Here is a 15,547-nt window from a genome sequence, read left to right as displayed (position 1 = left end):
TTTAAGCCTGTTCCAACGAGGTTTCTACACGGTTGGCCGGGATTTTCTTCTCGGCTACCAGGCGAGCGTGTTGCTCGGCTTCGATGCGCTCGATCGTCTCGACCGGCACCATGTAGCCTTGATCATCACGGGCAGCGTGAATGATGAAGTAACCGATAGTGCCTACCAGGCCCACGATTGCCAGCCACCAGATGTGCCAGATCATCGCGAAACCGAATACGGTCAACAGCGCGCCCATCACCACGCCAGTGGCGGTGTTGTTTGGCATGTGGATCGGCTCGTAATGCTTAGGTTGCTGGTACGCAGTACCGTCTTCCTTCGCTTCGGTGAACGCATCGATCGTGTTCGCAGTAGGGATCACAGCGAAGTTGTAGAACGGCGGTGGCGACGAAGTCGACCATTCCAGGGTGTGGCCATTCCATGGATCGCCAGAGTCGCAGGCGTTCTGCTTGCGATCACGGATGCTCACGTACAGCTGGATCAGCTGGCAGGCGATGCCCACAGCGATCATTACCGCACCGAACATGGCAACGTACAGGTACGGTACCCACTCAGGGTTGGTAGTGGCGTTCAGACGACGGGTCATGCCCATGAAGCCCAGTGCATAGAGCGGCATGAACGCGACGAAGAAGCCCGAGATCCAGAACCAGAATGCAGCCTTGCCCCAGCCTTCGTGCAGCTTGAAGCCGAACGCTTTCGGGAAGTAGAAGCTGAAACCAGCGATGTAACCAAATACAGCACCACCGATGATCACGTTGTGGAAGTGAGCGATCACGAACAGGCTGTTGTGCAGTACGAAGTCAGCACCCGGGATGGCCAGCAGTACGCCGGTCATGCCGCCGATGGCGAAGGTCACCATGAAGCCCAGGGTCCACAGAACCTGGCTGGTGATACGCAGACGGCCGTGGTAGATGGTGAATAGCCAGTTGAATAGCTTCACCCCCGTCGGGATGGAAATCAGCATCGTCGCCAGGCCGAAGAAGGCGTTGACGCTGGCCCCCGAGCCCATGGTGAAGAAGTGGTGCAGCCACACCATGAAGCCCAGTACCGAGATCGCCCCCGATGCGTAAACCATCGAGTGGTGACCGAACAGGCGCTTGCCGGTAAAGGTGGAGATCACTTCAGAGAAGATACCGAACGCTGGCAGGATGAGGATGTACACCTCAGGGTGCCCCCATGCCCAGAACAGGTTCACGTACATCATTGGATTGCCACCAAGTTCATTGGTGAAAATGTGGAAATCCAGGTAACGGTCAAGCGACAGCAGCGCCATGGTAGCGGCCAGGATCGGGAACGAAGCCACGATCAGGACGTTGGCCCAGGTGCAGGTCCAGGTGAAGATCGGCATGTCCATCAGTTTCATGCCAGGGGCGCGCATTTTCAGGACGGTGGCCAGGAAGTTGACCCCCGTCAGTGTCGTCCCGAGTCCTGATAACTGTAGCGCCCAGATGTAGTAGTCCACACCCACGCCCGGACTGTACTGAATGCCCGACAGCGGCGGATAAGCAACCCAACCGGTCTTGGCGAATTCGCCGACGCCCAGGGACAGGTTGATCAGCACCACGCCAGAAACCAGCAGCCAGAAGCTCAGGGAGTTCAGGAACGGGTAGGCAACGTCACGCGCACCGATCTGCAGCGGCAAGGCAAGGTTCATCAAGCCGGTGAAGAATGGCATCGCCATGAAGATGATCATGATCACACCGTGAGCGGTGAAGATCTGGTCATAGTGTTCAGGCGGCAGGTAGCCAGGCGAACCCTCGGTGGCCATGGCCAACTGGGTACGCATCATGATGGCGTCGGCAAAGCCACGCAGCAGCATGACCATGGCAACGATGACGTACATGACACCGATTTTCTTATGGTCGACAGACGTCAACCACTCGGTCCACAGGTAGGTCCACTTCTTGTAGTACGTAATTGCCGCAAACAGTGCCAGACCACCCAGCGCGATCATGGCGATGGTCACCATCACGATCGGCTCGTGGAACGGGACCGCATCCCAACTTAATTTACCAAACATCGTTTACTCCTCTGCCCCAGCAGTTGAATGCGAGCCCGTGTCAGAACCGTCAACCACGGCCACTTCTTTCTTCTCGTGCTTGACCGGCTTGCCTGGCTTCATACCTTCGTACTTGTCGACGATTTTCTGAAACAGGTCCGGCTCGTACGTGGAGTACAGAGCGACAGGGTTGTTCTGGCTTGGTTTGGTCAGGGCGTCGTATTCAGCTTGATCAAGCTGTTTAGGTGCGGCCTTGACTGCGGCTACCCAGGCGTTGAAATCTTCCTGGCTCGTCGAGATCGCTTTGAATTTCATGCCGGTGAAGCCAGCACCGCTGTAGTTAGCGGAGATGCCTTCCATTTCAGCTTTCTCGTTCGCGATCAGGTGCAGGCGGGTCTGCATGCCTGCCATCGCGTAGATCTGGCCGCCCAGTGCAGGGATGAAGAACGAGTTCATCACGGCGTCGGAGGTGATCCGGAAGTTAAGCGGAGTGTTCTCAGGGAACTGGATTTCGTTAACGGTGGCGATACCCAGGTCCGGGTAGATGAACAGCCACTTCCAGTCCAGCGCGACCACTTCGATGTTGATCGGCTTGACGTCGGATTCCAGCGGACGGTAAGGGTCCAGCTCGTGGGTCGACTTATAGGTGATGTAACCCAGGGCGATGATGATGAGGATCGGCACCAGCCACACGGCGATTTCGATCTTGGTGGAGTGCGACCACTTCGGCGCGTAGGTGGCGCTGGTGTTCGACGCGCGGTATTTCCAGGCGAAGGCGAACGTCATGATGATCACGGGCACCACGACCAACAACATCAGCAGAGTGGCAGTGATGATCAGGTTGCGTTGATCCAGACCGATCTGTCCTTTTGGGTCCATCAAGGTCCACTTGCAGCCTCCCAGCATTAACAGCATGCCGAGCAGCGGCAAAAAGCCTAGTAATCGGGGGTACCTGTTTTTACTCATCTCACGACCTCTAAAGCAGCTTGCGCAATGCAGTTGGGTTTTGATCGCCAACACTTCACCCTGCCAAGGGTTGGCATTTCTCTTCGATTGAATAAGAGCCTGCCCGGCACGCCATCAATGGACGTTTCACGGACCTGCGGTGAGTTCTTATTCGATTTCGTGGTTAAAGGCCTTGTTACAGACCAATTCCATTTGGTGCGGATAGTTGAAAGGCTGCCGGAACCTGGGGTCGCACAGAGCCATCCATCTGCCCCTCGACCGCTCCAATGCTCAAAGATTGAACAGCACCGGACATTCAGTGCGGGCGATTGTAGTTAGCTAGCGATGTATAAACCATGTCTTATAAAGAAATAATTTTTATCGATTCCAGCAACAATCCTTCACCAATCTTGCAAAGGTTCGGGATCTTATCGTGTTCGATTCTCAACAAAAACCACAAAAATTGCCGTGTTATTGCGTAAAGCCTTCCATCCCTTACACCTTGTAAGGGCATGCAAAACGGATGCAAGTCCCCATAAAACAAGGCATTCGGACATCACCGATTGGCTCAGACGACACGACGTTCGCAGCATCGCTCAAACGATGAACTGACAGCACATCTTCGCCGTTTTATGCAAATTTAAGGGGTGGCTTGGTGCGTCAGAAACGTCCTGCGACAACGTCTGTGTGACAACATGTCGCACGCTGCGCGCACCTGAAGTTGTCCTTCGTCACACCCCTATCGCAAATCCCTACATACAAAAACGCCCCGTCCTTCACCGAATGAAGAACGAGGCGTTTCAGCGAGCCCGTTCAGGCCTTGCGCTGGCGATTGCGGTAAATACCCAATGGCACCAGGATCACGGTCAGCACGAACGCCACCAGCGCCCATTGCGCCAGGGACAGGCCTAGGACCGGCGGGTAAGGGGTGCTGCAGAAGCCGTCGACCTGGAAGCCCAGCGGGAATACCTTGGCCAGCGGCAGCTCATCGACGATCGGCTGCAGAACATCGACGCCGCAGCTGACTTCGGGAAAGAACTGGGTGTACACGTGATGGCCGGCCGCAGCCACGCCGCCCAGGGCGCTGAGTACTACCAGCCCTTCAAACACAGTGACGGCACCTCTGGTACGCATGGCGGCGCCGATGAACGCGAACACTGCGATCAACAGCAAGGCATAACGCTGAAGGATGCACAGCGGGCACGGCGCCTCGCCCAACACCACTTGCATGTACAGTGCGCCGCCAATCAGCGCCAGACAGATGATACCCAGCAACACCAGAAAGCGCCGCTCCCTGCCTAACCGCAATTCGTCACTCATCCCCGTTTCCCTTTGCCTGATTATGGTTGTGCCTGATGGCCGCAAGTTTACACACAGGGATGGTTAAAACAGAGAGAGGTTAACGGCGGATTAATCGGGAGGAATGCAAAACTAAATGTGGGAGCGGGCTTGCTCGCGAAGGCGCAGTCAGTCGATTTGTTAAGTGACTGATCCACCGCCTTCGCGAGTAAGCCCGCTCGCACATTTTTAACCGCGTTACTCCAGAGCGGCAGCCGGGCCGAAGAATTCGTAGCGGGCTTGGTTATCGGGCACGCCCAGGGCTTTGAGGTGGCGTTTGACCGCCGCCATGAAGCCTTTAGGGCCGAGGAAGTAGGCATCCACGTCGCGCTGCTCAGGCAACCAGGCCGCCAGTTGCTCCTGGCTCAGCATCCCGACCTTGTCCGCCGCCGGGCTCACGCCGTCGTCTTCGGCGTAGCAGTAGAAACGCTTGAGTTGCGGATGCTTGGCGGCCAGGGCGTCCACCCAATCGCGGAACGCGTGCACACCGCCATTACGCGCGCAATGGATAAAGTGCACCGGGCGCTCGGTGGCCAGGGCCGCTTCGAGCATCGGCAGGGTTGGCGTGATGCCCACCCCGCCGCTGATCAGCACCAGCGGTTTGTCGCTGGCCGCCAGGATGAACTCGCCCGATGGCGGGAACAGGTCGAGGGTCGCGCCGACGTGCATCTGGTCATGCAGGTAGTTGGACACCCGCCCACCGGCCTCGCGCTTGACGCTGATGCGGTACACGCCCGAGTCACTCAAGGCGGACAACGAATAGTTGCGGCGCACTTCCTCGCCCTCCAGCATCAGCTTCATGCCGATGTATTGGCCCGGCGCGGCCGCCAGGATCGGGCCGTTGTCCACCGGGGCAAAATAGAACGAGATGATTTCATCGCTCTCCTCCACGCGTTTGACCAACAGGAACGGCCGCGCACCGCGCCAGCCGCCTGGGGCCTGGGCTTTTTCGTCATAGATGGCGGCTTCGGCGCCGATCAGGATATCGGCCAGTTGGCCATAGGCGGCGCCCCAGGCACTCAGCACCTCAGGCGTGGCAATCTCGCTGCCGAGTACTTCGCAAATGGCCCGCAGCAAGCAGGTGCCCACGATCGGATAGTGTTCCGGGAGGATCTGCAAAGCCACGTGCTTGTTGATGATTTTGGCAACCAGATCGCCCAACAAGTCCAATTGGTCGATATGCCGCGCATACATCAGCACGCCATTGGCCAGGGCGCGGGGTTGGTCGCCGTTGGCCTGATTGGCTTGGTTGAACAGCGGGCGAACATCTGGGTACTCGCTAAGCATCATGCGGTAGAAATGCGTGATCAGCGCTTCGCCGCCGCTTTCCAGCAGGGGCACAGTGGATTTGACGATGGCACGGTCTTGGGCACTAAGCATGGCAGACTCCTGGGTCTTTTTACTGATTGCCCTTATCTACTCAGTATTCATGCCAATTTATAATTCGTTATATTTCAATGACTTGAATTATATGTAGTCAGTATGACTGCCTACATCTTATAGTCATAAGGACTACAAGGAGTCATTATGACTGCACAATCACTGCTCACCACCTTGCTGCCTCTGGTCGCCGACCTGTCCCGCGAGCTGCCCGAAGGCGAGCGCTACCGGCGCCTGCTGCAAGCCATGCGCGCTTTGCTACCCTGCGACGCCGCCGCCTTATTGCGCCTGGACGCTGAATGGCTGGTGCCCTTGGCAGTCGATGGTTTGAGCCCGGATACGCTCGGCCGGCGTTTCAAAGTCAGCGAACACCCGCGTTTCGCCGTGTTGTTGAGCAGCCCCGGCCCGACCCGCTTTGACAGCGACAGCGAGCTGCCCGACCCCTACGACGGTTTGGTCGATGGCCTGCACGGGCAGTTGGAAGTGCACGACTGCATGGGCTGCCCGCTGTTCATCGACGATAAACCGTGGGGCCTGCTGACCCTCGACGCCCTGGACACAGAGCGCTTCGAGCGCGTCGAACTGGACGCCCTGCAAGCCTTCGCCAGCCTGGCTGCAGCCACGGTCAACGTCGCCGAACGTATCGAACGCTTGGCATTGCGCGCCGAAGATGAGCATCAGCGCGCCGAAATCTACCGCCAGGCCAGCGGCCAGCAGCACAAGGAAATGATCGGCCAGAGCAAGGCGCACAAGCGCCTGGTCGAAGAGATCCAACTGGTGGGTGGCAGTGACCTGACCGTGCTGATCACCGGCGAAACCGGAGTGGGCAAAGAGTTGGTGGCCCAGGCTATTCACGCCGCATCGGCCCGTGCAGACAAACCCTTGATCAGCCTCAATTGCGCCGCCCTCCCGGAAACCTTGGTGGAAAGCGAGCTGTTCGGGCATGTGCGCGGCGCCTTCACCGGCGCACTGAACGAGCGCCGTGGCAAGTTCGAGCTGGCCAATGGCGGCACCTTGTTTCTGGATGAAGTCGGTGAGTTGTCACTGACGGTGCAGGCCAAGCTGCTGCGCGTGCTGCAAAGCGGCCAGTTGCAGCGCCTGGGCTCGGACAAGGAGCATCAAGTGGACGTGCGCCTGATCGCCGCCACCAACCGCGACCTCGCCGAAGAGGTGCGCAACGGCCGCTACCGTGCCGACTTCTACCACCGCCTGAGCGTGTACCCGCTGCAAGTGCCGGCGCTGCGTGAGCGCGGCCGCGACGTGCTGTTGCTGGCGGGGTTCTTCCTCGAGCAGAACCGTTCACGCATGGGCTTAGGCAGCCTGCGCCTGACCAGCGATGCTCAGGCGGCACTGCTGGCCTACAACTGGCCGGGCAATGTGCGCGAGCTGGAACATTTGATCGGACGCAGCGCACTCAAAGCGCTGGGAAACTGTCGCGAACGTCCGAAGATACTGAGCCTGAGTGCCCAGGACCTGGACCTGGACCTGGACCTGGACCTGCCTGACGTCAGCGCACCGGCGGTGATCGAAGCACCGGCCGACGTGCCCCCCATCGTCACCGGCGACCTGCGCCAGGCCACCGAGCACTACCAGCGCCAAGTCATCAGCGCCTGCCTGGAACGCCACCAACACAACTGGGCCAGCGCCGCCCGCGAACTCGGCCTGGACCGCGCCAACCTCGGCCGTATGGCCAAACGCTTAGGCCTCAAATAAGCAAAAGATCAGGAAGACACCTCGGTCAACTGTGGGAGAGGCTTGCCTGCGATAGCGGTGGGTCAATACAGAATGAGCTGGCGGGTATACCGCCATCGCAGGCAAGCCAGGTCCCACGTTTTTAAACCTGTTTCGCTCTGAAAACCGGGTTCACAGGCCTAACCTTGCGAAACACCAACACATTCCCCAACATCACCAACACCAACCCCGCCAACGCCGGCGCCGTCCACTGATACCCCTCGGCAAACGCCGACACATTCAGCGCCACCACCGGAAACAGCACCGTGCAATACGCCGCCCGCTCCGGCCCCATACGCCCCACCAGCGTCAGGTAAGCGGTAAAGCCAATCACTGACCCCGGGATCACCAAGTACCACAACGCGCCGATGTACCGCGCGCTCCAGTCCATCTCAAACGCAATCCCACGCACCGCGCAGTAAGTCGCCAGCATCGCCGCGCCATACGCCATGCCCCAGGCATTGGTGGTCAACGGCCTGAGCCCGGCCTTCTGCTGCAAACTGGAGAGCATATTGCCCGCCGAAAAACACATCGTCCCCAACAGCGCCAAGCCCAAGCCAAGCAAGGTCTGCGGGCTAGCGGTATGCCCGACCAACTCCGGCCAGAACAACAAGCCCAACCCCAGCAACCCAAGCGCGCCGCCCATCAACACGTTACGCGCCACCCGCTGGCCGAAAAACACCCGCGCATTGAGCGCGTTCCACAGCGTCGCCGTGGAAAACACCACCGCCACCAAGCCGCTGGGAATCCACTGGCTGGCCGTCAAAAAGCACATGAAGTTAACGCAAAACAGGCACAGCCCCTGGGCCAGGCAGATCAGGTGCCCGCGCCGGTTCATCACCTGCAACTTGCGGCTGAGCAGCAACAGCACAAACAGCACCAGCGCCGCCAAGCCAAAGCGATAGACGATCGACACGGGAATCGCCACGACGCCCAATTGCCATTTAAGCGCGATCCAGGTGGTGCCCCAGATCAGCACAGTGAGTAAATACAGGAAAAGGTTCATGGTGGGCTCCGGTGATTGAGCCACAGTGTCACCCGTCGGTCTGCGGGCGCCCTTGCATATTCTTGCGCTTTTGTCAGGCGGTGGGCTCACAGCGCCAACCGTACGCAGTAGGATGCAAGGCGTCGGAGAGAACAACCATGCCAAACCTGGAATCGCTGCACGTCTTTCAAGCCCTTAACCGCTCGCCCAACGCACGCCTTGAAGCCTGCGCCGAGCTCGGTGACGGCTTGTCCGCGGCCTTGTGGAGCAACCATCACGACTCCCAGGACTACCAGGCGCCCACCCACCACACCTTGTCCTGCTACATCGGCGGCGGCACCGGCACCTTTCGCCGCGACCAGCCCGGCACCAAGGGTGGCCCCGACAAGCTGTGCATCTTGCCGGCCGAGCACCAGTCAGCGTGGGTGATCAACGGTGAGATCCGACTGGCCCACGTGTATTTCAGCCCGGAGCACTTCGCCCTCGGCTGCGTGACCCTGCTCGACCGCGAGCCGCGCGAGCTGCAATTGCGCGAAAGCACCTTTCTAGAGGATGCGAGCCAGGCCCGGCGCTTTCACCAGTTGATCGCCCTCAACTGGCACGAGCCCGCCGAGCGCCTGCTGACCAGCAGCCTGGCGCATGAAATGCTCAGCCACACCTTGCTCAGCCAAGTCGGTGCACGCGACGGGCTGCGCTTGAAAGGCGGCTTGGCGGCGCATCAGCGGCGCCTGTTGGTCGACTACATCGACCATCACCTGGAAGACCCGATCAGCCTGGGCCAACTGGCCGGAATGTGCGCGCTATCGCAATACCATTTCGCACGGATGTTCCGCCAAAGCTTCGGGCTGCCGCCCCATCAATACCTGCTGGCGCGTCGCCTGACGCGCGCCCAAAGCCTGCTGCGCAACGGCGGCCTGCCCCTGGCTGAAATTGCCTGGCTGTGCGGCTTCTCCAGCGCCAGCCACTTCAGCCAACGCTTTCGCCAGGCCATGGGTGCAACCCCCGGCGAATACCGCCAAGCGTTCTGCGCCAGAACACAAACTCTGTAACCGCCGAACTCTTCCGGTGGCAAGCGGGCTTGCCTGCGCCTACCCCATCAACCCTAATGTCTTGGCCTTCGCCACCGCCTGCGTCCGCCGCTCCACCCCAAGCTTGCTATGGATACGCCGCGCATGGGTCTTGACCGTATGCAGCGAGATAAACAACCGATCAGCGATTTCCAGGTTGGAATTACCAAGAGCGATCAGTTGCAGCACCTCCAACTCGCGTTGGCTCAGGGGGTTTTCCGCCGCGCCGCTGGGCGACGCCTGCGTCTCCAGGCCCAGCTCACTCAATAGCCCCGGCGAGCGCAAGCGCAGCTCACGAATCGCCTGCTGCACCTGGCAACGCGCGGCCAGCGCCAACCCGGCTTGCAGCGCACGACGGGCCAATGCGGTGTCACCGAGTTGCCAGGCCACCTCGCCGAGCACCAGCTGCAATTCGGTTTCCAGGCAAAGCATGCCGCGCTGCCGGGTGGTTTCAAGCAAGGCCGTCAACCGCGCAATGGGTTGATCGGCACAGCCTAGCTTCACCTCAGCCAGCACCAGCAAGTATTCCAGGCGCGGGATCAGCTCCAGCGTGGCCGGCGGCGCCTGCTTGGCACACGGCCCACGAAAATGGCGCAGCACACGGCGCATCGCTTCCAACGTCAATTCGGCGCGACCTTGCTGCAACCAGAAGTGCCCACTGACCAGCAGCAGCACCGCGCGATACACCGTGTCCGGCACGTGGCGTTGCTGCATCAGGCGCTCAGCTTCGCGCAATTGAATGAAGGCCTGGGCATAATCGCCACGGTTCGCCGCCAACAGCGCCAGGCCGAGAAAGCCGTATAGCACGCGCTTGTCCTGACTGTGCAGGCACATCGTCAATCCGCCCTCGAAACACTCGGCCGCCAGCGCATCCTGACCTTGGCGCAGCGCCAAATGCCCGCGCCGCAACGCAATGCGCCCCACCAACGGCCCGGCCTTGAGCCGCTGCCCCACCAGCATCGCCTGCACCGTTTCCAGCAGGCTTTGCGCCCGATACGGCGCGCCGCGTTGCTCCAGCAGTTGGGCGTGATCCAGCTCCAGCAAGGCCTCCAACACCAACGAACCATGGGCGCGGGCCAGGCACAGGGCTTCGCGGTTCAGCGCTTGGCCCACGTCCAGTTCACCGCGCAACAAGGCTTGTTGGGTCAGGCCCGAGAGGCACATCAGGCGCGAGGTCCACGCACTGTCGGGCAACGCTTGCAGGGCCTCCAGAAAATGCGCGCGGGAGCGCTCGGCATCGCCGCCTAAATGCAACAGCCAGCCCCATTGCGCCTGCCAGCGCGCCAACAGATAACGCTGTTGCGCCGCCGTCGGCTGCGGCGCGAACCGCGCCAATTGATCGATGCACACGCCCGCCTGGTCGAAGCGCCCGGCAAACAGCAATGCCGCCGTAACCAAGCCGACCAGTTGCGCCGAGCCGAGCATCAATTCATCGCCATGCTGCTCGTGCAGACGCAATAAAAGCACCGCGTTTTGCTGACGAAACACGTCTTCGAAACTGAAGTGCTGCAACAGGCTCACCGCCACTTCATAAGCTTCGGCCAGCAGCGCCTGTTCGAAGGCGGCCTGCCAGTCCTCTTGTGTGGTGAACCATTGGCAGGCGCGCCGGTGCCAGGCGCGCTTGGCCGGCCAAGGCTCATCGCGGATTAACTGCGCCAAGGGCGGGAACACCTGCAGCCAATCGGTGGTGTCTTCCCACGGCTGGATAAACGCACCCAGCGCCTGTAAATCGCGCAGGTACTGATCGCCGTCGCCAAAACCGAACAGGTGCTCACACAAACCCGGGTTAAAGCGCGGCAGATGCGCCAGTACGCGCCAAGCCTCAGCCAGTTCGATGGGCAAAGTGCTGAAGAGCTCGTGTTGCAGATACTCGAGCAGGGTCTTGCCTGGGTGACCGTCGCCCAGCAAAGCGATGCGCACACCCGCGCACCAACCGCCGCTGAATTGCATCACGCTGTCGAGGGTTTGCTGCGGGCCGAGCAGTTGCTGGACTTGCGCAGGGCTGAACATCAACTCATTGCATTCCAGCAACTCATCGTCGAGCAACAGACGCGGCCAGTTGCACAGCGGGCGCCGTCTCGCGCCCAGCCACCAAGTCAGCGCCGGGCTGGCGGCGGTGAGCAAGCGGTCGAGCAAGGCGTCCAGGTCGGGGGCGGGCAACCGGCAGAAATCATCGAGGAATATCCACGCCGGGTTTTGCCAATGGCTAAGGTCGAGCAGCAATGTAGCTTCATCCACAAACGGCACGCCGAGGTTGTGCGCCAGCCGCCTGCAAAAATCCAAAGGGCTGAGCACGGCGCCATTGAGCGCCAGCCAATATACCTGACACCCCACCGGCGCCTGCAACGCACACTCGGCGAGCAACGCGCTCTTGCCACTGCCGCCCGGCGCGCAGAGCAACTTCACCCTGACCTGCGCTGCGAGCAAAGGCTCGGCCAGGCGCGGGCGCAACAGATGGTGGGCGGACAGCCGTGGCATGAATCCAGGACGGTCCAGGCAGCGTGTCATGGCGGTCATTGCTGCATCCTGCTTTTTATTGTTATGCAACCTGGCGCCTACCCTAGTCCTGTGGTCGGCGGTTGTTGAAGAAGTATTCAGCGGGGTGATTTATAGCCATGCACAAAACCAAATGTGGGAGCGGGCTTGCTCGCGAAAGCGGAGTGTCAGTCACCGAATGATTAGACTGATACACCGCCTTCGCGAGCAAGCCCGCTCCCACATTTTGATCCCGGTTGAATTGAGGATCAGCGCACGCCCTCTGACCTTAACGCCGCCGGGGTGTAATCCGCTGCCTTGGCCGCAAAGCCGAACACGAAACTGTGTTTCTCCTCGTTCTTCATCCCCAGCGCGATGTAGCGCCCGGCGATGATGTCGTACAGCGTTTCCACGGTATAAGCCGGCACCTGATGGTCGTAGTAAAACTGCGCATGGCCTTCGGCGACACGCCACAGTTGGCCACGGCCGTCATAGTGATCCACCAGCGCGACCTGCCAGCTGTCTTCGTCGATGTACATGTGCCGCTTGGCGTAGATGTGCCGTTCGCTCGGTTTGACCGTGCCGATCACTTCCCACACCCGGTGCAACTCATAGCGGGTCAGGTCCTGGTTGATATGCCCGGCCTTGATGATGTCGTCGTACTTGAGGGTCGGCGAATCGAGCTTGTAGCTGTTGTAAGGGATGTACATCTCTTTTTTGCCAACCAGCTTCCAGTCGTAGCGGTCGGGGGCGCCAGAGAACATGTCGAAGTTATCGGTGGTGCGCAGCCCATCGGAGGCGGTGCCTGGGCCGTCGTAGGAGACTTGCGGCGCGCGGCGCACACGCCGCTGGCCGGCATTGTAGATCCAGGCCAGGCGGGGCTCCTTCACTTGGTCGAGGGTCTCGTGCACCAGCAGCACGTTACCCGCCAGGCGTGCCGGCGCGGTGACCGACTGCTTGAAGAAACTCAGCACGTTGGCCGCCTTGGCCGGGTCGATATCCGGGATGGCCTGCGGCACCGCCACTTCCTCCTCGAAGCGGATCGGCGTGTAGCTGCCGTTCGTTTGCGGGGTGGCCTGGGTGATGATGCGCTTGAGGTTGCCGCCGTGGTAACGGGTAATGTGGTTCCACAGCACCTCCACGCCATTCTTCGGAATCGGGAACGCGTAGTAGCGGTTGCCGGTGAAGTTCTCCAGGCCGTTGCCGTCGTTGATCGCGTGCACGTTGAGCGCGCTGCGCTTGATCGACTCGTAAATGTCCGGTGGCAGGTTGACCGTACGGTGGGTCGGGTACACCGGGATCTTGTAGGTCTCGGGGTAGCGCTTGAACATCGCCACCTGGCCGTCGGAGAGTTTGTCTTTGTACTTGTCTACCGTGGCGGCGGTGATCACGAACAGCGGCTTTTCATTGGCAAACGGATCGGCGAGAAAGCCTTTGCTGTCCACCGCACCGGCGTTTTTGGGGATGCCACCGGTCCAGGCCGGGATCGAGCCGTCGGCGTTGCCAGCTTTTTCGGCGCCGACCGGCGTCAGGGTGGTGCCGAGCTTGGCGGCCTCTTCAGGTGACACCGCCGCCATCACGTTAGCGGCCAGCAGACTCAGGGCCATCACTGCAAATATCTTACGCATAGGTTCTTGTCCTTCCTTAAACCAGATCAGAAGTTCACGCCGAAGCTGAGGGCGATAAAGTCGCGGTCGGTGAGGGTGTTGTAGTCGCCACCAAAAAAGTCGGTGTAGCTCAGGCTGGCGGTGTAGGTATTGCGGTAGTCCGCATCCACGCCGACGCTGATCGCCTTGGCGCCTTCGTTGAAGATCCCGTTGGGGCCATAGCCGCTGACGTCATGAGACCAGGACAGGTTGGGCTTGAGGTTCACCCCGGCAAACGCATTGTTGTAGTCCAGGATGGCGCGGGCGCGATAACCCCAGGAGTTGGCGGTGACGAAACCGTCGGTATCGCCTTGGAAACCGTAGGCGCCAAACACCGAGTCGCGGCCGTAGCGCAGCTTGGTTTTGGCTTCCAGCCCGCCGACGTGCACATAGGCCGCCTCGCCCACCAGGGTCAGGCGTTCGGCGCCCAACACCTGGTCGAAGAACTGGGTCATGGTGCTCTGGATCTGGGTGATTTCCTTGCGTCGATAACCGGCGTTGTCCGAGCCGAACGAACTGCGGATCGGCGAGGCGGTATTGCCGGCAATCGGGTTGACCAAGGCCAGGGTCAGGTCGGTGGTGTTGAGTTGCACCGGGGCATTCGGGCGGTAGCTGATCTCGCCAGTCCAGGCCGTGCCGGTGGGCAAGGTGGTGGAGAAACTGGCGCCGTAGAGGCGAATGTCTTCCGGGTAATCGAGGTAGTACTGGCCACGGCCGAGCAGGGTGCTCTGGGCCAGGCCCGCGCCGCTGCCGGGTGCGATGGCGTTGGCGGTGGCCGCGATGCGCCCGATAGTGGCCAGGTTGGTGTTGGCGGTCAGCGTGCCGACGGTGGGCGTGCGGCTGTGGTAGTTCATGAAGTACAGGCCGTACTCGGTGTCATCGCCGAGCCAGCGCAAGGCCGCGCCAAACTGGCCGCCGTCGCGGGCTTCACGGTCCTTGGCGCGTTGCACCACCACGCCTTCGCGCGTGACTTGAAAGCCTTGGCCGAACGCAGCAGCCACCGGTTGCAAGGGCGCAATCGCCGGGCTGCCGACGGTGTAGTTGCTGTTGCAGCCGTGGGCCACCACATCGTTACCAAAGAACGTGCCGCAGTTATCCACTACGGTGTTTTCCCAGTTCAGCTGGTAGAAACCTTCCACCGACAGTTGGTTGGTCAGGCTCTGGGAGGCGAACAACATGTTCACCGGAATCAGGCCTTCCTTGATTTCGGCGCCGGGGCGGCGAAAAGCCGACACGTCGATGGGGTTGATGCTGTTGATCGAGTTACCGATAAACGTACTCTCGCCCCAACTCACGACCTGCTTGCCGACGCGCACGTTGCCGGGCAGGTCGCCGATGGAATAGTTGTGATAGACGAAGGCATCCAGCAGCTCATAGCCGGAAGAGCGCGCGCCTTCGTCGCGGTGGTGGTTGCTGATCTGTTTGAACTCGCGGTCTTCATCCTGCAGTTCGAAGTCGTACCAGTATTTGCCGCGCACAAACACGCCGCTGTCGCCGTACTTGAGCTCCAGGTCGTGAATGCCCTTGAAGATCTTGGAGAAGGTCTCGCCCTTCTTGAAGTTCAGCCGCCCGTCATCACCGGTCGAAGCCTGCCCCGTGCCGCCATTGGGAACGCCCACCAGCTTTTTGTCGGCATCGCGCATGCCCCAGCTGGCGCCGACCGACAGCGAAGAATCGAATTGCCCTTCGATCTCGCCAATGTTGAACGAAACAGCCTGTGCCTGGGCGCAGCAGCCCAGTGCAACCGCCGTGGCCAGCGCCTGTGGCGTGAAGATGGCGCGCATTGTTGTTTTTGTCATGCGTCTTCCCCGGTGAGTGACAGAAGGCCTCACCCTACTGCCGCTCGTCAGGAGCGATAAGCGCACAAAAGGGGTATTCGCAAGGTCGCTCGAAAGGATTAACAGGCGCTCTGGCCCGGGTTTGGGCACGGCCATGGATGCGGTAGATGACGCGCTATCAGAAAGATAAATAGGCCAAAGAT

Annotated in this window: 11 protein-coding genes; 3 read left to right on the top strand and 8 right to left on the bottom strand. The window is 60.5% G+C overall.

From position 1 onward, the window contains the following. Position 1: 1 nt before the first annotated feature. Entirely contained in the window at positions 2-2,020 is a 2,019-nt protein-coding gene (gene cyoB / locus E0F99_RS15710) for a cytochrome o ubiquinol oxidase subunit I (RefSeq protein WP_083356827.1), read from the bottom strand. 3 nt (positions 2,021-2,023) lie between these two features. Then, positions 2,024-2,965 (bottom strand): ubiquinol oxidase subunit II, encoded by a 942-nt coding sequence (gene cyoA / locus E0F99_RS15705; RefSeq protein WP_083356826.1) that lies wholly within the window; start codon positions 2,963-2,965, stop codon positions 2,024-2,026. A 27-nt stretch (positions 2,966-2,992) separates the two neighbouring features. Between cyoA and E0F99_RS30955 the strand changes: the two genes are divergently transcribed. After that, entirely contained in the window at positions 2,993-3,283 is a 291-nt protein-coding gene (locus E0F99_RS30955; protein ID WP_083356825.1) for a hypothetical protein, read from the top strand. Positions 3,284-3,757: 474 nt separating this feature from the next. On the opposite strand, the gene E0F99_RS15695 is transcribed toward E0F99_RS30955, so the two are convergent. Together E0F99_RS15695 and hmpA are read right to left on the bottom strand one after the other, a co-directional pair. Further along, positions 3,758-4,264 carry a disulfide bond formation protein B gene (locus E0F99_RS15695; protein WP_083356824.1) on the bottom strand — a complete coding sequence of 169 codons (507 nt, stop codon included), beginning with the start codon at positions 4,262-4,264 and terminating at the stop codon, positions 3,758-3,760. A 216-nt stretch (positions 4,265-4,480) separates the two neighbouring features. Beyond that, positions 4,481-5,662, bottom strand: a complete 1,182-nt coding sequence (hmpA, locus tag E0F99_RS15690; protein ID WP_083356823.1) for an NO-inducible flavohemoprotein — start codon at positions 5,660-5,662, stop codon at positions 4,481-4,483. A gap of 147 nt (positions 5,663-5,809) precedes the next feature. On the opposite strand from hmpA, the gene norR reads away from it, so the two are divergent. Then, a complete protein-coding gene (norR, locus tag E0F99_RS15685; protein WP_083356822.1) occupies positions 5,810-7,375 on the top strand; it encodes a nitric oxide reductase transcriptional regulator NorR in 1,566 nt (521 codons plus the stop codon). A 121-nt stretch (positions 7,376-7,496) separates the two neighbouring features. On the opposite strand, the gene E0F99_RS15680 is transcribed toward norR, so the two are convergent. Next, positions 7,497-8,399: a DMT family transporter gene (locus E0F99_RS15680; RefSeq protein ID WP_083356821.1), complete on the bottom strand. Its 903-nt coding sequence runs from the start codon at positions 8,397-8,399 to the stop codon at positions 7,497-7,499. Between the two features lie 137 nt (positions 8,400-8,536). Between E0F99_RS15680 and E0F99_RS15675 the strand changes: the two genes are divergently transcribed. Then, on the top strand, positions 8,537-9,427 hold the full coding sequence (locus E0F99_RS15675; RefSeq protein ID WP_083356820.1) for a helix-turn-helix domain-containing protein: 891 nt from the start codon (positions 8,537-8,539) through the stop codon (positions 9,425-9,427). A 39-nt stretch (positions 9,428-9,466) separates the two neighbouring features. On the opposite strand, the gene E0F99_RS15670 is transcribed toward E0F99_RS15675, so the two are convergent. The 3 genes from E0F99_RS15670 to E0F99_RS15660 all read right to left on the bottom strand — a co-directional run bounded on the left by E0F99_RS15670 (position 9,467) and on the right by E0F99_RS15660 (position 15,365). Continuing rightward, positions 9,467-11,962, bottom strand: coding sequence for a LuxR C-terminal-related transcriptional regulator (locus tag E0F99_RS15670; protein WP_083356819.1), 2,496 nt, complete (start codon positions 11,960-11,962; stop codon positions 9,467-9,469). Between the two features lie 227 nt (positions 11,963-12,189). Further along, positions 12,190-13,548: a DUF1329 domain-containing protein gene (locus E0F99_RS15665; protein WP_083356818.1), complete on the bottom strand. Its 1,359-nt coding sequence runs from the start codon at positions 13,546-13,548 to the stop codon at positions 12,190-12,192. A gap of 26 nt (positions 13,549-13,574) precedes the next feature. Continuing rightward, complete coding sequence (locus E0F99_RS15660) at positions 13,575-15,365, bottom strand: DUF1302 domain-containing protein (RefSeq protein WP_083356817.1); 1,791 nt, start codon at positions 15,363-15,365, stop codon at positions 13,575-13,577. Positions 15,366-15,547 lie beyond the last annotated feature (182 nt).

Source organism: Pseudomonas antarctica (assembly GCF_900624995.1).
Taxonomy (GTDB): domain Bacteria; phylum Pseudomonadota; class Gammaproteobacteria; order Pseudomonadales; family Pseudomonadaceae; genus Aquipseudomonas; species Aquipseudomonas antarctica.
This window is presented reverse-complemented; position numbering and strand designations above follow the sequence as displayed.